Source organism: Halocatena halophila, assembly GCA_027563145.1.
In the GTDB taxonomy this organism is placed as follows: Archaea; Halobacteriota; Halobacteria; order Halobacteriales; family Haloarculaceae; genus Halocatena; species Halocatena halophila.
The window spans coordinates 1,163,998-1,183,364 of sequence record CP071306.1 but is presented as its reverse complement, the minus strand read 5'-3'; the positions used below and the strand labels follow the sequence as shown (position 1 = coordinate 1,183,364).

Below are 19,367 nucleotides of genomic sequence, written 5' to 3'. Positions count from 1 at the left end.
CCACCGCGTTGTACGTATGGTACTCGCGGCTTCGATGTTCGGTCCGATCGATGCGGTCCTGGGTGACCAGATCGAGCACGTCCTTTTTGCGCTCGCCCTGGTGAACCTCGTCGCCCGTGCGCTGGCGCATCGATCGACGGTCGCTCAGGCCGAAGACGGTGTAGAGGCAATGAAACGACACCCGCTGCTCGAAGGGTCGAACATGCTGCTCGTGCTCGGTGCGTTCTACTACACGACCCACCACTACCACGCCGGGATCGTCATCTCAACGCTCGTCCTGGGGATGGTGCTCACCGACTTCTTCGAGTTTGAGGCACGAAAAGTCGAGGCCAGACAGGGATTCCCGATTGAACGGCCAAAAGGCGCGATGGTCGCCTCGCTGCTGGTCGTCCTCTATGCTGGCTTTCTCAGCGTCTTTTTCGTCATCGAACCGTTCTGGTCGCAGATCGTCTGAACGACTGGATTTTCAGCTTCTATGTGCTCACCGTCAAGAGCGCTCCGCTCCGAAATGGAACGACACACTGCGTGGTGAGTTTGCTCTCACAGATGAGCGCACGCTTCAGAGAATCAATCAAAAAGCAAGCGTGTCAATTACAATACTTACTGCTCGGCGGCCATTGCCTTGCGGAGTTCGCGTCCCGCCGGAATGAGAACCCAGAAGGTGAGTGCGCCGAGCAGGGCAAACGTGACGAGTCCAGTTTTAAGCGACAGTGCCAGGTGATCGAGCAGAACCAGGTTATCTGGCGCTGGCTGAGAGAGCTGGGCCTCCTCGAAGCCAGTCGTGTTGTACCAGCCTGCGATGACCATCCAGCCGAGCATGCCACTCGTCAGAATGCCGAACCCCTTGATGAATTCGTCGGCCATTATCGGTGATTAGTCAGGGCCGTCTTTAGGGTTTCCCATTTCAGGCGTTCGGAATCGTGTGGAAAAGATGTACAACGCCGCACCCGCCAGGATAACGGCAATTCCGAGAATGGCAAGCACTACGTTCACCGTCTCAAGCGACGCCGTCGCCTGATTCGTCGCCGTATCTAACAGCATAAATCCGCCAACCACGGCCACTGCTGCAAACAGCGTTGAAAATACCGTGACGATCTTATACACCTCGAGTGGAACCTCTACGTCTCGAGACTCGTTGGTTCGATCGCCCATGGATATCCTCTGGGCCGACAGTACTTGAGTTCCCTCACTCGGAGGGCGACTCCTGCGAACCACCGTCTTCGGTCGTCTCCGTCCCTCGCGTCCAAACCCGCTCGACGGAATCGCCGGCTGGTGGGGTGTGAGAAACGTCCGAAAGTGTGTGTCGTGTCATAGCAACCCGCAGTTCGCCAACCAGGCCCTTCAATCGAACCCTGTAAGAGCTGTATACACCTTATATTCACCAAAAGAATACGAGGAATTGATGCGATGGGTCAGAAGACTGTCTATTCAACCGAGATACGATTCAAGTCGGTCCATTGCCACACGGAGATCGTCCAGCCCGGTCGCATACGAGACGCGGAGATGGCCGGCTCCGCCGTCGCCGAAGACGCTTCCGGGAACCATTGCGACCCGTTCTGCCTCAAGCAGATTTTCTGCAAACGCGGTGTCGTCCTCGATCGGGGCTTTTGGAAACGCATAGAATGCGCCGGTCGCCTCGAAACAGTCCATGCCAATCTCCTCGAATCGTGAGAGCACGAAGTTTCGGCGACGATTGTACTGCGTCCGCATCCGTTCGACGGCGTCGTCACACTCCGTCAGTGCCTCGATCGCGGCATATTGGGGTGTGGTTGGTGCCGACAGCATGGTGTACTGATGGATGCGGTTCATCGCACCGATCACGTCGGCTGGACCCATTGCGTATCCCAGCCGGAGTCCCGTCATCGCATACGCCTTCGAAAAGCCGCTCAACACGACCGTTCGATCGGCCAGCCCCTCGAACGAGCCAAACGAGGTGTGACTACCATCGTAGGTCAACTCCGCATAGATCTCATCGGAAAGCACAAATATGTCGTTCTCTCTGAGGAACGGCACAACGTCCTCGATCTGTGTATCGGTCATTGTAGCGCCGGTCGGATTGTTGGGATAACAACAGACGAGCAGATCGGCGCGGTCGGCACCTGCCGCCTCGAGAACGTCCGTGGTGAGCGCAAAGTCATCTTCTGGCCGTGTCTTCACTTCTAGTACCTCACCACCGGCAAACCGAACGCCAGGTGCGTAGGAAACGTACGATGGCTGGACGACGGCGACCACGTCACCCGGATCGACGAGCGCGCGGAAGGCCAGATCGAGCCCCTCGCTCGCGCCGGTCGTGATCAACAACTCGTCGTCAGGATCGTACGATAGATCCCATTTTCGGACGTAGTCGGCGATTTTTGCCCTGAGTTGGCGCATCCCACGATTTGCTGTGTACGACGTGCGTCCCAGCTCAAGCGACTCGATCGCAGCCGCCCGCGCTCGCGACGGCGCGGTGAAATCCGGTTCACCGACGCCCAGTGAGATCACGTCGTCCATCTCCTCGGCGAGTTCGAAAAATCGACGGATACCAGAGGGTGGCACGCCCTGCACCCGGTTTGCGAGTCGATCGTTCGTCATGGCGTCACTGAGAGTCGATCGTCGTCGTGGCCGTCGTCGAACACCACGCCGTTTTCCTTGTAGCTCTCCATCACGTAATGAGTCACCGTCTGGGTCACCTCCGGAACCGGGGCGACCTGCTCGCTGATGAACCGAGAGACCGCGCTCATCGAGTCGGCTTCGATTTCGAGCTCGAAGTCATAATCACCACTTACGAGGCGCAATGCGCGAATTTCCTCGAACTTGGCGAGTCTCGTTGCGATGTCGTCATAGCCCGTTTCATGATCGAGCGCCACGTTCAGCTCGACGTTCGCGCGCACTGGTTCGGAGTCGTACTGTCCCCAGTCTACGACCGCCTGATAGCCCCGTAGCACGCCCTCATCCTCGAGGTCTGCGATCGTCGCCTCGATCGTCGCTTCTGGGAGATCGGTCAGCCGGGCGAGGTCACTGATCGAGTATCGAGCGTTTTCCCGGAGCAACCCCAGGAGTTCGGTGCGTGCGTCCATATCACTTCCCCATATCAGACCGGTAAAAAGCCTTGCTACACAAAGAAAGACAAAGACATATAATGAGAATTAATCTCACGATATACTTATAGGGTCTTAGGATCCACACGTGTGTATGACCCACCACGCGGTTCGGGGCGCGATTTCGTTGTATCAGGGCGAAACGTTGACGCTCGAGCAGGCAGCAGCGTACGCGGGGCTCGCGCCGGAGGCGTTTGCTGGCCACTGTCGGCGTCGCGGAATCACGCTTCGGGACGACCTGGGAACTCGTGGTAAGCCGGCCGTTGCAAGCGACTGAGTCCGACCGCAATTTCGCTTTCCGGGCGGGAAACACACATAGTCCTCGAATAGAGAGAGTGACGTATGGCACTCGAAGAATCCAGCCAGGAGCTTGCGGTTGGTGCATCTCCCCCGTCGTTTTCGCTTCCCGGACCGGACGGCACAGAGTATAGCCTCTCGGATTTCGCAGACGCACGCGGTCTTCTCATTGTGTTCACCTGTAATCACTGTCCGTACGCACAGGCGAAATTCGAGGCGCTGAACGCAATTGCGGCCGAGTACGACGAGATCGCTACCATTGGAATCAATCCGAACGACGCCACGGAGTATCCCGACGATTCGCTCGAACGAATGGGCGAACTCGTGGCCGATGGGACGATCGCCTACGACGCCTATCTGCGCGATGAAAAACAGGAGATCGCAAGGGCCTACGGGGCGACGTGTACGCCGGATCCATTTTTCTTTGCCAAGCGCGATGGCGAGTTCGAGCTCGTCTATCACGGTCGACTCGACGACGCGATGAGTCCTGACACAATACCATCGGGCGAGCCAGGCTTCGAGATCCGTGCGGTGATTGACGACGTTCTGGCCGGCAACTCGCCCGACACGGCGTTCCGGCCATCGCGTGGCTGCTCGATCAAATGGCGTGAGGAATAATCGCAGGGTGATTCAGCGGTTCGAAATCCTTTTAGCCGTTTCAGGGGCAAGTAACGGTAACATGGACATCGAAATCATCGACGAATCCGATAATCCGATGTTGCACCGGTCTGATGTGCGATTTCGGATCGTTCACGAGGAGGCAACCCCATCACGGCTGTCGGTTCGGGACAGCCTCGCGGCAATGTTGAACAAGGACGCCGACGAGGTCGTCGTTCACAAACTCGATACAAAATACGGGATGCGAAAGACGATCGGCTACGCGAAAGTGTACGAAACCGCCGATCAGGCCCGCGAAATCGAGCAGACCTACATGCTAGAGCGCAACAAGATCGGCGTTGACGCAGAGGCTGACGCCGAGACAGAAGAGGCCTGAACGACCCATCGCCGCCACAGCATGCGTGTTCTTGGTATTGAAGGAACTGCCTGGGCGGCGAGTGCTGCTATTTTCGATACAGATACTGGAGAGGTTTCGATCGTTACTGACGCGTATGAGCCCGATAGCGGCGGCATTCATCCTCGGGAGGCAGCTGAGCACATGCGCGCGGCGATTCCATCGGTAATCGACGCCGTTCTGGCAGAGGAACCGTCGGTCGATGCGGTTGCGTTCGCTCGAGGCCCCGGTCTTGGACCGTGTCTTCGAATCGTCGGCACTGGAGCGCGGACGCTTTCGGGATCGCTGGACGTTCCGCTGGTTGGTGTCAACCACATGCTCGCTCATCTCGAGATCGGTCGCCACCAGTCGGGCTTTACGTCGCCGGTCTGTCTCAATGCTAGCGGCGCGAACGCACATTTGCTTGGCTATCACAATGGTCGCTACCGGATGCTTGGCGAGACGATGGATACGGGAGTGGGCAACGCGATCGATAAGTTCACCCGACACGTCGGCTGGTCGCACCCCGGTGGTCCAAAAGTCGAACGTGCGGCAAAAGACGGGGAGTATCAGCGCCTTCCGTACGTGGTCAAAGGGATGGATTTCTCGTTTTCGGGCATTATGAGCGCAGCCAAAGCGGCGGTGGATGCGGGTAACTCCGTCGAAGATGTGAGCTATTCGCTCCAGGAGACAATCTTTGCGATGCTCACGGAGGTTGCAGAACGCGGGCTGGCGCTCACGGGGAGCGACGAGCTCGTACTTGGTGGCGGCGTCGGGCAGAACGAGCGGCTTCAGACGATGCTCGAGACGATGTGCGAGGCGCGTGGAGCGTCGTTTTACGCACCGGAGAACCGATTTTTGCGGGACAACGCCGGCATGATCGCCGTGCTCGGCGCGAAGATGGCAGCCAGTGGTGATACGATAGCGATCGATGGCTCTGCCGTGCGACCGAAGTTTCGCCCAGACGAGGTGTCTGTCAGCTGGCGATCGGATGACGCCTCATATCCCGTATCCTCTCCCGACACGGGCCCGCAAAAGGGTGCTGAGGCGACAATCGAGATGGATGGGGATAGTATCACGAAAACTCGGATCAAAAAGTCATATCGACATCCACAGCTCGACGAACGGCTTCGCCAAGACCGCACGCGTTCGGAAGCGCGGCTCACGCACGCCGTCCGAAAGCTCGGCGTTCCAACGCCCGTGATCTTCGATATCGATCTTGGAGCCCCAGCGATCGAGTTCGAACGTGTTGGTCGGGCCGATCTTCGTGATCAGCTCACGATCGAGCGCGTCCGAACAGTTGGTCGCCACCTGGCAACTATTCACGGCGCAAACATCGTCCACGGCGATCCAACCACGCGTAACGTTCGTGTCGGTGACCGGACGTGGCTCATCGATTTCGGACTGGCCTATCACTCTGATTCAATCGAAGATCACGCAATGGATTGTCACGTCTTCGAGCGCAGCCTTGCCGGGACGGCAGCCGACCACGAACAACTCAGGGATGCGTTCGAAGCCGCCTATCGCGAATCGGGAAACCCTGCTGTGCTCGAACAGCTCGAGCAGATCGAAGGCCGTGGACGGTATCAGTGACTCTCGTACAGGGCAAATAAATTGAGCAGCAGCATGTGGCAAATGGTTTAACCGTGCCGGCCATATCTGCGTGCATGGTGGATAAGCCACAGTCGGGTGAATTGTTCGGTGTTCCGTACAATTTTGAGCGCCCGAGCATTGGTCGCATGCTCTCGTCGTACTGGCGGCCCGACGAGGGGATGCTCGTCGAGAAGCCGTTTGGGATCGGATACACGCTGAATCTGGCCAACTGGCGCTCCTGGATCGTGCTTGGAGTGGCCGGAGTGTTGTACTATCAACAGACTGCTGGCGACGACGCAGCCGACGGCGATGACGATGACGCGGCCGACGAACCGGTCGAAGTCATCGTCGACTGATCACGAAACCGACGAACGTTTTCTCTTCGCCCACTGATCGGTGGCATGCTCAACTACGTGACGACGAATCCTGGAAAGGTTCGGGAGGCTGAGGACTATCTCGACGACGTTACGGCGGTTGATTTCGACTATCCTGAGCTCCAGTCTTCGACGCTTGAGCCGATTGGGGCCCACGGCGCACGAAAAGCGTATCGTGCGGTCGATGCGCCGGTGATCGTCGACGACGCCGGACTGTTTATCGAGGGACTGGAGGGCTTTCCGGGCCCGTATTCCTCGTTTGTCGAATCGACACTGGGTGTCGAGCGCGTCAGCGAGATCGCCCGCCGGGCCGACGCGACGCGGGCTACCTTTCGGTGTGTGATCGCGTACTGTGACGGCGAGTCGTTTGATGCCACACCAGAGCCGGTCGATCAGGGACGACGCGGTGACGATCTCGCGGTTGCAGATCGGGCAACCGCAGCCACGGACGATACGGTCGACTCTGGTGGCCTGCCCGTGAAGCTGTTCACCGGTGTGATGCCAGGTCGAATCGTCGAACCGCGCGGTGAGGGCGGCTTTGGCTACGATCCGATCTTCGAGCACGACGGCAAGACGCTCGCAGAACTGGAAACGGAAGCGAAAAACGCAATCTCACACCGTGGACGTGCGCTGGCGAAATTTGCAGAGTGGTACGATTCCCGGTGAGTCTTCACAGGGGACAGAACTCTCCAGGCATTCGGCCCGTCCATTCCCACCGTATGATCGTGTGTTAAAGAGACATCACGCCAAAGCAGGCATTCGAAAGCACCCAGAGCTTGAGAAGCGCAATCGATAGCGAACGGAGTCCACGCTGACGAACCGGACCGGTTCTGTCGGGATGAAACGTAGTCCAGAGTCATACCCTCGCGTCAGGAGGTGCAGATCTACAGTCGGTCGACGAGTGCTTGCCAGGTGTTTGTACCGACGAGACCATCGACGGTGAGACCAGAATCACGCTGGAAGTCTTCTATTGCACTTCTGGTTTCGGGTCCGTAGTCGCCATCGACAGCGATATCGTATCCATGGCCGTGTTTGAGATTGTGCTGTGTGGCAAATGTCGCCCACCACGGAGCCTGATCTGGAAAGACAGGAACGATCAGCTCACGCCACGTATTCGGCCCAACGATACCGTCGACGAGGAGCCCACGGTCGTTCTGGAACGTCTCTATGGTGTTTTTCGTTTCCGGCCCATAGATCCCATCGTGAGTGTTCAACTCGTGACCGTGCTGGCCCAGTAAATATTGTATTGTGTATACGGCCTCGCCCTCGTCACCGTGGGCGTACAATGGCCAACTGTATTCGACTGGCTCGTCTCCGAACTCGCTGGCGATCTCATCACTTGCGACGGTTAGGTAGGCCGAATGGTCGGCCCCAACGTCAGCTGTAACATCGATATCGGTGTAGTTTTCGGGATCACCATGACTGCTTGGAACTCCCGTTTCGCCAAGTGCAGTGTCGACGGTGTCGATGTAGTACACCATATCCGAGAGCGCAGCATCCTGTTCACTGTGGTAGTTTTTCGTCGTTCCAGTTTGCTCTGTGATGATTCTGTCGATCGGCGCTACAGCAGGCTCCGTGTTGTCCACTGCAGCACCGAGTAACTGGACCGATCCGATCTCCATCTCAGCAGTCCAGCTGTTGTGAGTGTCGAGCTCTTCGAGTGAGCTCATAACAACCCGAGCGCCGAGACCGTGACTGACGAGATGAACCGTCTGTTCGGGACAGGCCATCTTGAGATCGACCAAAAACTGTGCGAGCTTCGTCCCATTCCGTTCTGCAACCTCGTTAGAGCGATATATCGACCACGTAGCGGAGTCCCACGAATAACCTACAAATCCACCGGAATACCCCGAATCTTGAAGCACAGTACGAGCCGTGGTCGCTCTGTCAACGACCTGCTCGTCGTCGACATCCAACCCGTGGATATAAACAACTACCTCCTGACATTCTGTGTCCAGACTGGGAATATCCCCAATAGTGTCGTACCCCGTTTCCGTATACCCATCTTTCAGAGTGAGATAGTACCCCTGGTCCGGACCTGGGGGTTGCTGGTAGTCGTAGTGATCGTAGGTCGAAACCAGCGGAGGAGACTGAACTGCCCCCGCTACTCGTCCGTTGAATACGTTGATCGTCGCTACACCGACAGCCGCTACTCCGGTTCGTTGAAGGAATTGCCTACGATCCATAAAGATAAATAAAATACACCTTACTAATAATTTTCCATATCTATCCTATAATTATGACTCAATAATCTATATATAATGATCATTACGGATGTCACTATTCGGTCCCTCCACGTATGGACGGGAAAACACCTGCGCGGTGGTTGGGACCGATCAGATCCGTTGTCGATATCGGCTAGACTGTATTCACAATCGATTTCGAGATCATTGCACCAGTGGATCGGTTACGATTTTGGATATGTAAGACCGTGTGTGGCACTCTCGCGAAGATTCTCTAATTCCTCGATCGAGATCTCCAGTGGGTTGCTGTAATCTCCGAAATATTCGGTAAAGGTTGGAGTGACATCTCGACCGTCAGTGTATGCTTGATCGAGGACGTCTCGTAACATGGCAACGGCTGTTTGTTCTCCGAGTTTGATTCCCCAGTAGTGATCGCTGTAGTAGTGAACGCCAGCGAATAAGCGTCCGAGACCCATATTCGACATCAGTTTATCAATCTCCTGATGGACCCCCTGATGGTTCGCTGGGACGGGAACGGTCGTTCGGCTGGCTCCATGATCGACTGGAACGAACAGCTCTCCAGGCCAGTCTTCGTTCTTGAAAAAGGTTTTCAGAACGGTTCCACAGGCTCCTGCGATAGTTGAGTGTCCACTGGGATACGCCGGATGTACCGGTGCCCCCTCCTTGTACGCCAGCGGGAGAAAGGCAGTCCCGGTGTTCTCCTCGATTTCGGTGAGCGCATTCGATTCGAAAACGAGATCTGAAATGCCATAATATCGACTATCTATCCGTTGGGAGTGAATTCGACCGGCGAACGTTTCGGGACGAAGGCGGAGATGGACGCGCCACTTGTGATACCACGCTGTGAGAAGAGCGTTACGTGCAGCTCGACCAATGAGATCCAACAGCGCTACAGGTCCACCGTCGATGTAATCGAATATCTTGTTTCCTGCGTCTGTCATGTATTGGAGTGCTGGGTTCATTGAGATCCCCTGATCCAGGAGCGTGAGTGCGGCCATGACATAAACGTGGTATGACGGATCGAAATTCACCAACGCCGCGAGATCGCGTCCTGTAGCAATGTAGCGTGGCCCTTCAGTCAACCTTGATGCAGGCGGTGAGGACTCTGCTCCCTGGCCTTCTCCTGCTAGCAGTCGTAACCATTCCTGGCGTGTTGTACGATAATCTTGACCCTGTTGGAACGTCTTGATCTCTGGACTAATCGGGAATGCACCGAACATTACATCCTGAATCAGAAACTGAGAGAGGTACGGTCCATAATCAAGTTCGTCGGTCGCTGCTTCCACGAACAGATAGCCAGTATTGTGCCACCACGGGGTTTGTATCGCGTCCGCTATGGTGGTGATATCTGCATTGATATCCGATTTCGTGATCGCACCGTCGAGCGTCCCACTATAGGCATCGAACGGCTGATCACGAAGGGCCGCCATCCAATAGAGATCGACCATCTCCCCGGCCATATGGTCGCTGCCGGGAGATGGTGCGGGTGGCATCGTTCCGGACCACGAATCCATCCCCTCCGTTGGGAAAGAATGGACTGACTGGGGACTAATAAACCGGCGTTCGTCACCCTGTGGGATATTATTATATTCATCCCGATTCCGAAGAATCGGACTCATGACGGCCTCGTGGGCCCCGACGGAAACGAAGCCTTCTGGATATGGGTCATCGTTACTGTTCGTCTCCATCGACATTCCCTTCATGAACAACGATGGATACATTTCGATTCCGTGCATCTTCTTCGTAAGATCGAAATACGTGCTGTCGTAATCCGATTCGATTGTCGTTAGATTGACGAGCAACTGCTGAATCGTCTCCTGCCGACTGGCAATTGCCTCTTCGAGGCGATCCTGGAGCTCATACACGTCGTCGTACTCACCATCATAGGCATCCGCCTCCTGGGCGAACAACTGTGGGCCACCAGCAGCGAACCCACCCGCGACTGCGATCCCGCGTAGCAGCTTCCGTCGGTCGATCATCGGCACGTTCGATTTCGACTCTTCCGGTGACGATAGATCTGGATCTGATCGAGTTGTATCGTTTTCTCTGCTCATATATTCTACAACAACACTTTGTAAAATTGATCAAGTGATAATTATCTTATTGGCCTTCATTAGATATAATTTATAATCAAACATATCTGTTTATATTACTTTAGCTGATATATTATGATGGTTGATGAGATCCCTCGATAACCAGGTTCTGAAAGCATCTAGGGCCGACAGTAGCACGTTTCGTTAGGACGTTGAGAAGAGAATCACCCAAACATTCCACAAACTGCAGCTCGTAGTCACCACTCGGTTGCGCTCTCGTCCGGTCCAGGATACGACTCGTCGAACGCGTGTTCGTAGAGTGCGGCCGGATCGAACAGCTGAACGAAGCCGTCGGGGGGCTTGATGGAGCAGTTGAGGCGATGCTGTAGCGCTCTGGCCGTGCTGGCGGTTAGCAACTGTTCATCGAACGTGAGTACGTGTGCCGCGCCGCTCGCGTAGGCCGCCGCCAGTGCCGGGTGGTCGCCTGGGCGATGGTCGGCCAGCTGTGTGCCGTCTTCGATGAGCGCGCGCCAGTCGGTAGCCAGCTCAGCGGTCGTGAGCGTCTCGATTACCGTCGCAGACTGCTCGATCAACGGTTTACTCACAACGAGCGTCAGCCAGCTATGTTCACGAATAGCCGACAGTGCCGTGCGGGCAGTTCCTCCAACGAGCAGATCAGCGACCAGAACGTCGCTGTCGGCCACAATCGTCGTGCTATCGGTCATTGCGAACTGACTGGAGGGCGTCGGTGATCTCCACAACTGTCACCTCGTACGCATCGGCGCGTTCGAACAGCGATTGCAACGACATGGTGGCTGATACGGGTGCAAGCGCCAAACCTCCGTCGGCGGCTCACGCTGGCGGCGACTCTGTTCCACCGAACAGCTGCTGGACGGCGTCTACCTCCGTGGGAGCGGCCATAAAGGCAATCTGATCGCCGGCCTCGATCGTCGTCTGTGGCAGTGGAATCGTCATCGGCTCACCCGCTCGGCCGTGTGCATAAACCAGTACTTCCTCCGGGAGATCGACGGCCCGAACCTGTTCACCAATCACTCCGGCGTCTTTTCCCACGGTGACGGTTCCTGCAGAAAGATTCTCGGTGAGATCGCCCAACACGTCGAAGTCACCCCCCTGCAACGCGGTTTTCGCTCCTGCTGCACCGAGTCGCTCTGGATACACCACTGCGTCTACCTCTGCGGCGTACTTTTCGTAGATGTCTGCGTGGTAGTCGTCATCGATCCGCAACACCGTCCGACAGCCGTATCGATCGGCGATCACGCAGGCACTCAAATTCACCGTCAGATCGCCGGTTAGCCCCCCCACGGCGTTGGCGGTTTCAATGCCAGCCGCTTTGAGGACGCTGTCGTCGTCGCCACTTCCAGCGTACACCTCAAACCCACGAGATCGCGCGAGTTCGACCTTTTCCGGGTTTGAATCGACGATTACGACCTCGTGATCCTCCTCTTTGAGAATGTTGGCCGTTCGAATTCCAACCCGTCCGTAGCCCACGAGTACGAACTTCATACCGATGGAAAGAACAACTAATACTAAAAACGTTCGTGCAACGGTACCGTATACACTGCTGGAGGGTGTAGCATCGTTCTCGGTGAGCGTAGTGAGCCATCTGCGTTGTCGAGATATGTACTTAATCCACCATTTGGTATGAATAAACACAACGTACATATTGGTGTGGGCCGAGAGGACCGTATGGCCACGAACGACGTTCACGAGCCGGTGTGTGCACGTCACCGGTGTAGTTGTGGACAGCTTTTCGATACGGCCGACGAGCTGAAAGAACACGCTCGGACGGTACACGACGCGGTCGTCTAGTTTTGCGTGATCCGTGCCTCGAACACACAACGGACAAATCAGTCCACCGTGTAGCGTGCCCCAACGATGGAGCTTCTCGATCTCACCAGCAAGGCAACCGCGACGGGGCCGCTGTGCGACGCCTGTCTCGGCCGGCTTGTTGCCGACCGGAGTTTTGGGCTGACGAACACCGAGCGGGGGCGCTCGCTTCGAATCACACACGCCCTCAAAGCTGACGAGCCGTATTCGGATCCGACCGACGACGAACGGTGTTGGGTGTGTGAGGGTGAAAGCGACCGCATCGAAACGTTCGCACAGCGTGCAATCGCCACGCTCGAAGGCTGGGAGTTCGAGAGCTATCAGGTTGGAACGCGGGTGCCACCGTTGCTCACCGAGAACGATGAGCTCCTCCGTGAGGACGTTGGGTTGGCAACCGACGCTGGTGCACCGCTCAAACGCGAACTGAACCGGGAAGTGGGAAAGCGAATCGGCGAAGAAACCGAGACAGACGTTGATCTCGACCGTCCGGACGTGCAGGTACTCATCGATCTTGCAACCGACGAGGTCGAGGTCCGTATCCATTCGGCGTTCGTTTATGGGCGCTATCGGAAGGAGGCCCGCGACGTTCCTCAGACGAAGTGGCCGTGTTCTGACTGCGCACAGACTGGACTCCATCGGGGAGAAACGTGTGAAGCCTGTGACGGAACCGGCTATCGCTACGGCACGAGCGTCGAACAGCAGACGGCCCCGATCGTCCAACAAGCGATGGACGGCAGCGGTGCGGTCTTTCACGGTGCGGGCCGAGAGGACGTTGATGCGCTCATGCTGGGCACCGGTCGTCCGTTCGTGATCGAGATCGAAGAGCCACGCCGCCGGACTGTCGATCTCGAGGCAATTGAGATACAGATCAACGACGAAGCTCCCGCAGCTTCTGTCAGTGATCTGTCCCTTGCAACCCACGAGATGGTCGAGCGGGTCAAACGCCTGGATGCATCGAAGACCTACCGCATGGCAGTGACGTTCGCCGAACCAGTCTCCGCTGAAGCGCTCGCCACAGCGCTTGAGGAACTGAACGGGTCAACGATCACCCAGCGGACGCCAGAACGGGTAGACCACCGCCGTGCGGATATCGATCGCACGCGGACAGTGTACGATATCGAGGGCGAACTGACCGACGAGACCCACGCCTCGATCGAACTCCACGGCGAGGGTGGCCTCTACGTCAAAGAGCTCGTCTCGGGCGACGATGGCCGAACCGAGCCAAGTCTCGCCGGACTGCTTGGCGTCGAGAGCACAGTGTCTACGCTCGACGTGCTGGCGGTTGAGGGTGAATCCGAGCCGTTTGCCGATCCTGCGTTCCTCCGGTGAGACAGATGTCAGCATTCGAATTTGGCGTCGACGAAGCGGGAAAAGGGCCGGTTCTCGGTCCGATGGTGGCCGCCTGTGTGGTTGGGCCGACCGATGAACTCCCCGACGGCATTGACGACTCGAAAGCGCTCACAGCCCAGACGCGCACGGAACTCGCCACAAGGATTCGGTCAGATTCGGCGTTCGATGTCGGCGTCGCAAGAATTTCAACCGACACAATCGACGACCCCGACACTGATATGAACACGCTGACGGTCGTTGCGCACGCGAACGCGATCGACGGCGCGCTTGATGGTGGGAGCAAAACGGCTGGCGTCCTTGATGGTGCTGACACCGATGCCGATCGATTCGCCCGCCGGGTGGGCGATAGAGTCGATGCGCAACTCACCGTTCACGCCGAACACGGCGGTGACGAACGCTATCCGATCGTCGGTGCAGCAAGCGTCATCGCGAAGGTCGAACGGGACAGAGCAGTGGCCACAATCGCCGAGGAGTACGGCGACGTTGGAAGCGGCTATCCGGGCGATCCAACCACGCGATCATTTCTTGAAACGTACGTCGAAACACACGGCGAGCTCCCGGACTGTGCACGTTCTTCCTGGAAAACCGCCACGGATATCGTCGCGAGCGTTGAGCAGACGACGCTTGACTCGCTTTAATCCATTACGAGATTTCTGATCACGTCACCGTATGCCGGTCGGGTGACGAGCACGCCGATCAGGACGCCGACGATCGTGACGATCGCAAAGCCCTGGAGATCACCCAGCGAAAGCACTGCCAGCGGTGCCATCGCGATCACGGTCGTGGCGGCGGCCGCGCCGATCACCCAGAACGCCTTGCGGAATCGCGAACGGAACACCCTGTTGGTCGAAACATCACCCTGTTGGAGAATCTCGTCGGCGATGATGACGAGATCGTCAACGCCAGTTCCGATCACCGCGATGAAGCCGGCGATGTGTGAGAGATCCAGCGCCATCCCGATTATGGAGGCGAATCCGAGCAGGAGATACACCTCAGCGGCGGCCGTGAGCACCATCGGAATCGCGATCTTCGGCTCTCGATAGCGCCAGCCAACGACCGCACCGACGGCGAGCATGGCGAGCAGCCCCGTCACGACCGAGAGCGATTTGAATCGCTGGGCCAGGCTCGGCTCGATGTAGGAGGTCGTTCCCGCATCGAGATCGAGATTCGTCGGCAACGCACCGGCGCGCATGTTGAGCGCCAACCGCTGGGCTTCAGAAGCATTCGACGTTTCGACCTGGAACGCGTTCTGGAAGTCGCCGTTCCGAATCGTGCTCGCAAGCCCCGGGTTGAGGCCAGCACCCTGCACGATCGTCCCCTCGACGATGGTGTCGTTCACCACCTTGCCGTTCGAGACGGTGTAGATACAGTGGCCGGAGTCGTCCGGATTTGACTGATACGTGCAGTTCGTTGTCCCCTGCGGGGAGGTAAAGCCGAACGTGTTCATCGCGTTCGTGAAGTTGTCACCGGCCCGTGGCGTGAGATCGACCGGTACGTTCGGTTCGCCAGTTTGACTCCGTTGCATTGTGCCCACGTGGGCGATCCCCTCCTGGGAGAACATTGGGACGTTTCGATAGCTCCCGTTCTGGGGGAAATGCGCCACGACGAGGACGGTTCCTTGCTCATTGATCAGCTCTTTGACCGCCTCGCGTGGCATGTTTGGCACTTCCACGACGATGAACGCCTCACCGCCGGTCGCCGACCGCGAGATGGAGGCGTCGCCACCCGAAAGGCCAGCCCCAGAGATCTTATCGTCGAGCGTTCGCTCGGTCTCTGAAAGCGTCTGATCGGTCACACCGTCTCGGATTTCGCCGTGGTTCACGCCGTGTTCATCGAGTGCTGACTCTAACTGGGCTTTCGTGATGTTGTTCGAGAACACCTCGACGGTGTTCGTTTCGTTTGCCGAGGTTCGGATTGTCAGATCCTGCGTGGAGACGGAGAGCTCGGTGGTGAGGTTGCGCTCTAGCGCGCGAACCTCTTCGTTCTCCATCTCCTGTAGTTCGACATCTTCGGCGGTGATGCCGATCAGCGGCGCACGAATGCGTGTGCCACCGGAGAGATCCAATCCGAACTGGAGATTCGTCGGATCATCGGTCTGGTTTGCCGTGTTCGCGCCGGGAACCGTCTGGTCACCCCCGACGGGACCGAAGATTGCGATCGTACTGAGAAGAACCATCACGGCCAATAGAATGATTCGCCAGTTTTCACGGAGATTGGGGCTCATTTGGCCACCCCCTCATAGACGTAGTAGCGCAAGAGACTCACGTTCATCAGATACGTGTTCATCAGATCTGCGGTCAGCCCGACAACCAGGATAATTCCAACCTGGGGCAACAGTGGGATTCCGAACACGAACCGCGAGGAGAGAATCGTCATCACGATCATGGCGATGATTGAGGTAACCGTCATCGTCACACCGGTCCGGCGAGCGCGGTAGGTGGATTCGTAGAAATCACCGCTCCGGCGCAGAATCGAGTTGTTCAACAGAATATCGGAGTCAACGCTGTAACCGATCAACATTAACAGCGCGGCGACCGTCCCCAGCGAGAGTCGCATCCCCAGGATGTTCATCACGGCGATCGGAATCACCAGATCGGAAAACGCGCTGAGTACGATCGCAATCGATGGGACGAATGTGCGAAAGAAAACGAACGCCAGCACGCTCATTCCAACGAACGCAACGCCAATCCCGATCAGCGACTGGCGCTGTGCATCACCGCTGAACGTCGCCGAACGGGTCTGGATCTGCTCAATTTCATAGCCAGATGATTTGGCAACCGACTGTATCTGATCAATTTCCGATTGGTCGGTCGCCTGGAAGGTAACGATGTAGGAACTCCCGCTCTGGGTTACCGTTTCGACGGGAACCGACAGCTCGGATTCGAACGTCGATCGAATCTGATCTGCCGACTGATCCGAGCTAATCTGCAGTTCGGTGCCGCCAGTAAAGTCGATCCCCGGCGTGACGGGTGCTCCCGTCGTAACGTACCAGCCAGCAATAATGAGAAGCGCAACCAGCAACACGGCGGCCGGGATCGCCACGAGCTGCCGGTTGCTGTACCGTCTGTATGGAACATCCGGTACGTCGATATCGATCATGCCAAGGCGTGTGAGACGTGATCGGATAAACGTTTTTATATAAATCGCAACCGGCGACGCGAATGGGTCACGGAAGATAGCGGACGCTGATGATTCCATCGGTCCCGTCAGCCCTGATCTCGACGCGATTGACCCCGAGTCGTGCTCCCCGTGTTCTGGTTCCTTCGTCTTCGAGCACGTCGGCCACTGCCGCGTCGGTCTGGGCCGGATCGACGGAAATAACGTGAATTTCGCCCGTTCCAGCTCGCTCCGTTCGTGTCATCTCGCCAATTTCCTGTTCGCTGGCGAGTTCACGCTCCTGGCTCGTCGGGGGTTCTTCTGAGCGTTTGACAGGAATTGTGCGCCGGTCATCAACCTCGATCACCTGCCAGGTGAGCTCGAGTGGCGGCTCGGGTGCGACGGTCGCTTCGATAACGTCTCCGGCTTCGACGCCAGGGTTGTCGGCGAGTGGATGCACCTGTCCGCTGTGTACGTCACGCGCCATCGCACTGTCATCGTCGGCGTGGGTTATGAGAAACGTGCTGGTGGTTGCTTCCATACCGGATGCACTCCGTCGAGGAATTTCACTCCAGCGTTCGCTCGTCATCACGGAACAGCCAATGGACGCCGACGATGGCTCCAACGCCAATCAACGGTGGCACGACTCCAATCGGTTGTGTCCACGCGTAGAACTGGCGAAGTAGTCCCGCGAACGGACCGGGCTGAATCGGCGGCTGCTGTGTAGGCGGCAGGGCGATGACCGCACCGCAGTAGAGCAGCCCCACGAAGCAAAAGCCGGCTACGGCGATCCAACAGTCATACCGCTGGCTCGGATTGCCGAGTCGGTGGCGTCTGGCGACGAGCAGCGGAGGTGTGAGCAGCGGTGCGACGATTGCCAGCCAGATGAGCAGATAGAGCGCGGGCGTGAACGTGATGACGCCTGCCGCGACGCCGGCCATCGAATCCAGAAGGACAAGCGTCCCGAGTCCAAAAATAAGCGTCACGAACAGCCCCACGAACCCACCGATCAGCAGATACACCCGAAATACTGTGGAATTGCTCCGTCGAAACGCGAACGGGAGCGCCGTCAGCAGGCCGCCGTACGCTCGAGTTTCGCCTGCAGCGGTCATTAGGTGAGTGAATGGGTCGCTCTGGGATTAATTCCCCGATCGGCTTCGCCCAGCTTATACCACCAGTTGCCCATCATGCTCTCATGTACGTCGATATCGGCAACGTCCTCGATTCACAGCCGGGACTCTCTCGTGGGGCGCTCGAACGACTTGACGAACGGGTCGCCGATGCACACGAGCATATCGAACAGGAACTTGCAGCCGAGGGATTTGGCTATCGGTCGCTGGCACTCGGTGAGCGAACGGATCCAGACCGCATTGCGAGCGCCGTCGAACCACTCACAGATTGTGAGACAGTGCTCACCGTCGGCATTGGCGGCAGTGCGCTTGGCAGTGCGACGGTCACCAGCGCGCTCGGCGTTGGCGAGAACAATCCCGTCTGCGACAATGTCGATCCACAACATCTCTCCTCACTGCTATCCTCACTGTCGTGGGATCGAACGGCTGTCCACGTCGTCTCTCAGTCAGGAACAACGGCGGAGACGCTCTCGAACTTCCTCGTCGTTCGCGATGCAATGGCTGACGCAGGCGTCGATTGGACCGAGCACACGATCGTGACGACGGGCGTGGATGGCCCGCTCAGAGCGCTCGTGGATCGCCACGATCTCCCATCGCTCAGCGTTCCCGCGGGTGTGCCGGGGCGGTTTTCTGTACTATCGACGACGAGTCTCGTAGCCCCCACGATTCTGGGCTGTGATGTGGAAGTGCTGCTTGCTGGCGGTCGTGCGGCTCGAAACTCACTGTCGAAAAGTCTCTTTGAGACGCCAGCGTACGCCTACGCCGCGGTGGCCTACGCGCTGGAACTGCGAGGTGCGAACGTCAACGCGTTCGTTCCGTACGCAGAGCGCTTAGAGCCATTCGCAGAGTGGTTCGCACAGCTGTGGGCCGAAAGTCTTGGCAAGGACGGCCTCGGACAGACGCCAGTGCGCGCTCTCGGCGCGACCGACCAGCACTCACAGCTCCAGCTCTACCGGGCCGGTAGACACGACAAACTCGTGACGCTCGTGCGTCCCCGTGAACGCCCCGAGCTGACGATCCCGTCGACGGCAATCGACGAGCTGTCGTATCTGGGTGGCACTGGCGTCGGAGAGCTGCTGGATGCGGAGTTCGAGGCTACCGAAGCCAGTCTCGCGGCAGCCGATCAGCCCAACGTTCGACTCGAGATCGACGCGCTCGATGCGTATTCGCTGGGCGAACTTCTCGTCTCTATGGAGGCAGCCACGATCATGGCAGGTGAGTTGCTAAACGTCGACACGTTCACACAGCCGGCGGTCGAGTGGGGCAAACGGGCTGCTCGTGGCTTGCTCGGTGCAAACGACGCCCCAGAAGCAGATGCTATCACTGAAAAACGCTCGCTCACGATCGAGAGCCCCTGAGCGGATCGCCGTC

Annotated in this window: 24 protein-coding genes; 11 read left to right on the top strand and 13 right to left on the bottom strand. The window is 57.7% G+C overall.

Going from position 1 to position 19,367, the window contains the following annotated elements; all coding sequences use genetic code 11:
* Positions 1-16: 16 nt before the first annotated feature.
* Positions 17-454, top strand: coding sequence for a DUF7313 family protein (locus JXQ78_RS06265; protein ID WP_330632621.1), 438 nt, complete (start codon positions 17-19; stop codon positions 452-454).
* A gap of 146 nt (positions 455-600) precedes the next feature.
* Here JXQ78_RS06265 and JXQ78_RS06260 read toward each other — a convergent pair whose 3' ends face one another.
* From JXQ78_RS06260 to JXQ78_RS06240, 5 genes are all read right to left on the bottom strand, one after another.
* Positions 601-864 (bottom strand): DUF7314 family protein, encoded by a 264-nt coding sequence (locus JXQ78_RS06260; protein ID WP_330632620.1) that lies wholly within the window; start codon positions 862-864, stop codon positions 601-603.
* A gap of 9 nt (positions 865-873) precedes the next feature.
* Entirely contained in the window at positions 874-1,152 is a 279-nt protein-coding gene (locus tag JXQ78_RS06255; protein WP_330632619.1) for a DUF7315 family membrane protein, read from the bottom strand.
* A 34-nt stretch (positions 1,153-1,186) separates the two neighbouring features.
* Positions 1,187-1,312 (bottom strand): hypothetical protein, encoded by a 126-nt coding sequence (locus JXQ78_RS06250; protein ID WP_330632618.1) that lies wholly within the window; start codon positions 1,310-1,312, stop codon positions 1,187-1,189.
* Positions 1,313-1,428: 116 nt separating this feature from the next.
* The gene (locus JXQ78_RS06245; RefSeq protein WP_330632617.1) at positions 1,429-2,574 is read right to left on the bottom strand and encodes a pyridoxal phosphate-dependent aminotransferase; all 1,146 of its coding nucleotides are present in this window, start codon (positions 2,572-2,574) and stop codon (positions 1,429-1,431) included.
* Positions 2,571-3,059, bottom strand: coding sequence for an Lrp/AsnC family transcriptional regulator (locus tag JXQ78_RS06240; protein WP_330632616.1), 489 nt, complete (start codon positions 3,057-3,059; stop codon positions 2,571-2,573). The genes JXQ78_RS06245 and JXQ78_RS06240 overlap by 4 nt, the downstream gene beginning before the upstream one ends.
* Before the next feature lie 115 nt (positions 3,060-3,174).
* Here JXQ78_RS06240 and JXQ78_RS06235 point away from each other — a divergent pair, with 115 nt between their 5' ends.
* The 6 genes from JXQ78_RS06235 (at position 3,175) to JXQ78_RS06210 (ending at position 7,001) form a co-directional block, all read left to right on the top strand.
* On the top strand, positions 3,175-3,357 hold the full coding sequence (locus JXQ78_RS06235; RefSeq protein ID WP_330632615.1) for a DUF7317 family protein: 183 nt from the start codon (positions 3,175-3,177) through the stop codon (positions 3,355-3,357).
* 65 nt (positions 3,358-3,422) lie between these two features.
* Complete coding sequence (locus JXQ78_RS06230) at positions 3,423-3,995, top strand: thioredoxin family protein (RefSeq protein ID WP_330632614.1); 573 nt, start codon at positions 3,423-3,425, stop codon at positions 3,993-3,995.
* Positions 3,996-4,056: 61 nt separating this feature from the next.
* Positions 4,057-4,371, top strand: coding sequence for a 30S ribosomal protein S24e (locus JXQ78_RS06225; protein WP_330632613.1), 315 nt, complete (start codon positions 4,057-4,059; stop codon positions 4,369-4,371).
* Positions 4,372-4,392: 21 nt separating this feature from the next.
* Positions 4,393-5,961 carry a bifunctional N(6)-L-threonylcarbamoyladenine synthase/serine/threonine protein kinase gene (locus tag JXQ78_RS06220; protein ID WP_330632612.1) on the top strand — a complete coding sequence of 523 codons (1,569 nt, stop codon included), beginning with the start codon at positions 4,393-4,395 and terminating at the stop codon, positions 5,959-5,961.
* 74 nt (positions 5,962-6,035) lie between these two features.
* A complete protein-coding gene (locus JXQ78_RS06215) occupies positions 6,036-6,317 on the top strand; it encodes a DUF5808 domain-containing protein (protein WP_330632611.1) in 282 nt (93 codons plus the stop codon).
* Positions 6,318-6,362: 45 nt separating this feature from the next.
* Positions 6,363-7,001: a non-canonical purine NTP pyrophosphatase gene (locus JXQ78_RS06210; RefSeq protein ID WP_330632610.1), complete on the top strand. Its 639-nt coding sequence runs from the start codon at positions 6,363-6,365 to the stop codon at positions 6,999-7,001.
* A gap of 218 nt (positions 7,002-7,219) precedes the next feature.
* Here the strand turns inward: JXQ78_RS06210 and JXQ78_RS06205 are convergent, their stop codons facing one another.
* The 4 genes from JXQ78_RS06205 to JXQ78_RS06190 form a co-directional block, all read right to left on the bottom strand.
* Entirely contained in the window at positions 7,220-8,521 is a 1,302-nt protein-coding gene (locus tag JXQ78_RS06205) for a peptidoglycan-binding protein (protein WP_330632609.1), read from the bottom strand.
* Positions 8,522-8,742: 221 nt separating this feature from the next.
* Complete coding sequence (locus JXQ78_RS06200) at positions 8,743-10,593, bottom strand: vanadium-dependent haloperoxidase (protein WP_330632608.1); 1,851 nt, start codon at positions 10,591-10,593, stop codon at positions 8,743-8,745.
* A gap of 236 nt (positions 10,594-10,829) precedes the next feature.
* Positions 10,830-11,297, bottom strand: a complete 468-nt coding sequence (locus tag JXQ78_RS06195) for a DUF7384 family protein (RefSeq protein ID WP_330632607.1) — start codon at positions 11,295-11,297, stop codon at positions 10,830-10,832.
* A 127-nt stretch (positions 11,298-11,424) separates the two neighbouring features.
* A complete protein-coding gene (locus JXQ78_RS06190) occupies positions 11,425-12,096 on the bottom strand; it encodes a potassium channel family protein (RefSeq protein ID WP_330632606.1) in 672 nt (223 codons plus the stop codon).
* Between the two features lie 183 nt (positions 12,097-12,279).
* Here JXQ78_RS06190 and JXQ78_RS06185 point away from each other — a divergent pair, with 183 nt between their 5' ends.
* From JXQ78_RS06185 to rnhB, 3 genes are all read left to right on the top strand, one after another.
* Positions 12,280-12,402 carry a hypothetical protein gene (locus JXQ78_RS06185; protein ID WP_330632605.1) on the top strand — a complete coding sequence of 41 codons (123 nt, stop codon included), beginning with the start codon at positions 12,280-12,282 and terminating at the stop codon, positions 12,400-12,402.
* A gap of 66 nt (positions 12,403-12,468) precedes the next feature.
* On the top strand, positions 12,469-13,749 hold the full coding sequence (locus JXQ78_RS06180; protein ID WP_330632604.1) for a tRNA pseudouridine(54/55) synthase Pus10: 1,281 nt from the start codon (positions 12,469-12,471) through the stop codon (positions 13,747-13,749).
* Between the two features lie 5 nt (positions 13,750-13,754).
* Entirely contained in the window at positions 13,755-14,408 is a 654-nt protein-coding gene (gene rnhB / locus JXQ78_RS06175; RefSeq protein ID WP_330632603.1) for a ribonuclease HII, read from the top strand.
* Here the strand turns inward: rnhB and JXQ78_RS06170 are convergent.
* The 4 genes from JXQ78_RS06170 to JXQ78_RS06155 all read right to left on the bottom strand — a co-directional run bounded on the left by JXQ78_RS06170 (position 14,405) and on the right by JXQ78_RS06155 (position 17,978).
* The gene (locus tag JXQ78_RS06170) at positions 14,405-15,994 is read right to left on the bottom strand and encodes a preprotein translocase subunit SecD (protein WP_330632602.1); all 1,590 of its coding nucleotides are present in this window, start codon (positions 15,992-15,994) and stop codon (positions 14,405-14,407) included. The two genes, rnhB and JXQ78_RS06170, sit on opposite strands and share 4 nt — an antisense overlap.
* Positions 15,991-16,869, bottom strand: coding sequence for a protein translocase subunit SecF (gene secF, locus JXQ78_RS06165; RefSeq protein ID WP_330632601.1), 879 nt, complete (start codon positions 16,867-16,869; stop codon positions 15,991-15,993). Before secF ends, JXQ78_RS06170 begins: the two co-directional genes overlap by 4 nt.
* A 67-nt stretch (positions 16,870-16,936) precedes the next feature.
* Complete coding sequence (locus tag JXQ78_RS06160) at positions 16,937-17,407, bottom strand: DUF5812 family protein (RefSeq protein WP_330632600.1); 471 nt, start codon at positions 17,405-17,407, stop codon at positions 16,937-16,939.
* A gap of 25 nt (positions 17,408-17,432) precedes the next feature.
* A complete protein-coding gene (locus JXQ78_RS06155) occupies positions 17,433-17,978 on the bottom strand; it encodes a hypothetical protein (RefSeq protein WP_330632599.1) in 546 nt (181 codons plus the stop codon).
* 83 nt (positions 17,979-18,061) lie between these two features.
* Between JXQ78_RS06155 and JXQ78_RS06150 the strand changes: the two genes are divergently transcribed.
* Positions 18,062-19,354 carry a glucose-6-phosphate isomerase gene (locus JXQ78_RS06150; RefSeq protein WP_330632598.1) on the top strand — a complete coding sequence of 431 codons (1,293 nt, stop codon included), beginning with the start codon at positions 18,062-18,064 and terminating at the stop codon, positions 19,352-19,354.
* Positions 19,355-19,367 lie beyond the last annotated feature (13 nt).

What these genes read in the sequence shown, in the direction of transcription:
- JXQ78_RS06265 (WP_330632621.1), top strand. Translation starts at nt 17, where the DNA reads ATGGTACTCGCGGCTTCGATGTTCGGTCCGATCGATGCGGTCCTGGGT.
- JXQ78_RS06260 (WP_330632620.1), bottom strand. Translation starts at nt 864, where the DNA reads ATGGCCGACGAATTCATCAAGGGGTTCGGCATTCTGACGAGTGGCATG.
- JXQ78_RS06255 (WP_330632619.1), bottom strand. Translation starts at nt 1,152, where the DNA reads ATGGGCGATCGAACCAACGAGTCTCGAGACGTAGAGGTTCCACTCGAG.
- JXQ78_RS06250 (WP_330632618.1), bottom strand. Translation starts at nt 1,312, where the DNA reads ATGACACGACACACACTTTCGGACGTTTCTCACACCCCACCAGCCGGC.
- JXQ78_RS06245 (WP_330632617.1), bottom strand. Translation starts at nt 2,574, where the DNA reads ATGACGAACGATCGACTCGCAAACCGGGTGCAGGGCGTGCCACCCTCT.
- JXQ78_RS06240 (WP_330632616.1), bottom strand. Translation starts at nt 3,059, where the DNA reads ATGGACGCACGCACCGAACTCCTGGGGTTGCTCCGGGAAAACGCTCGA.
- JXQ78_RS06235 (WP_330632615.1), top strand. Translation starts at nt 3,175, where the DNA reads ATGACCCACCACGCGGTTCGGGGCGCGATTTCGTTGTATCAGGGCGAA.
- JXQ78_RS06230 (WP_330632614.1), top strand. Translation starts at nt 3,423, where the DNA reads ATGGCACTCGAAGAATCCAGCCAGGAGCTTGCGGTTGGTGCATCTCCC.
- JXQ78_RS06225 (WP_330632613.1), top strand. Translation starts at nt 4,057, where the DNA reads ATGGACATCGAAATCATCGACGAATCCGATAATCCGATGTTGCACCGG.
- JXQ78_RS06220 (WP_330632612.1), top strand. Translation starts at nt 4,393, where the DNA reads ATGCGTGTTCTTGGTATTGAAGGAACTGCCTGGGCGGCGAGTGCTGCT.
- JXQ78_RS06215 (WP_330632611.1), top strand. Translation starts at nt 6,036, where the DNA reads ATGGTGGATAAGCCACAGTCGGGTGAATTGTTCGGTGTTCCGTACAAT.
- JXQ78_RS06210 (WP_330632610.1), top strand. Translation starts at nt 6,363, where the DNA reads ATGCTCAACTACGTGACGACGAATCCTGGAAAGGTTCGGGAGGCTGAG.
- JXQ78_RS06205 (WP_330632609.1), bottom strand. Translation starts at nt 8,521, where the DNA reads ATGGATCGTAGGCAATTCCTTCAACGAACCGGAGTAGCGGCTGTCGGT.
- JXQ78_RS06200 (WP_330632608.1), bottom strand. Translation starts at nt 10,593, where the DNA reads ATGAGCAGAGAAAACGATACAACTCGATCAGATCCAGATCTATCGTCA.
- JXQ78_RS06195 (WP_330632607.1), bottom strand. Translation starts at nt 11,297, where the DNA reads ATGACCGATAGCACGACGATTGTGGCCGACAGCGACGTTCTGGTCGCT.
- JXQ78_RS06190 (WP_330632606.1), bottom strand. Translation starts at nt 12,096, where the DNA reads ATGAAGTTCGTACTCGTGGGCTACGGACGGGTTGGAATTCGAACGGCC.
- JXQ78_RS06185 (WP_330632605.1), top strand. Translation starts at nt 12,280, where the DNA reads ATGGCCACGAACGACGTTCACGAGCCGGTGTGTGCACGTCACCGGTGT.
- JXQ78_RS06180 (WP_330632604.1), top strand. Translation starts at nt 12,469, where the DNA reads ATGGAGCTTCTCGATCTCACCAGCAAGGCAACCGCGACGGGGCCGCTG.
- rnhB (WP_330632603.1), top strand. Translation starts at nt 13,755, where the DNA reads ATGTCAGCATTCGAATTTGGCGTCGACGAAGCGGGAAAAGGGCCGGTT.
- JXQ78_RS06170 (WP_330632602.1), bottom strand. Translation starts at nt 15,994, where the DNA reads ATGAGCCCCAATCTCCGTGAAAACTGGCGAATCATTCTATTGGCCGTG.
- secF (WP_330632601.1), bottom strand. Translation starts at nt 16,869, where the DNA reads ATGATCGATATCGACGTACCGGATGTTCCATACAGACGGTACAGCAAC.
- JXQ78_RS06160 (WP_330632600.1), bottom strand. Translation starts at nt 17,407, where the DNA reads ATGGAAGCAACCACCAGCACGTTTCTCATAACCCACGCCGACGATGAC.
- JXQ78_RS06155 (WP_330632599.1), bottom strand. Translation starts at nt 17,978, where the DNA reads ATGACCGCTGCAGGCGAAACTCGAGCGTACGGCGGCCTGCTGACGGCG.
- JXQ78_RS06150 (WP_330632598.1), top strand. Translation starts at nt 18,062, where the DNA reads ATGTACGTCGATATCGGCAACGTCCTCGATTCACAGCCGGGACTCTCT.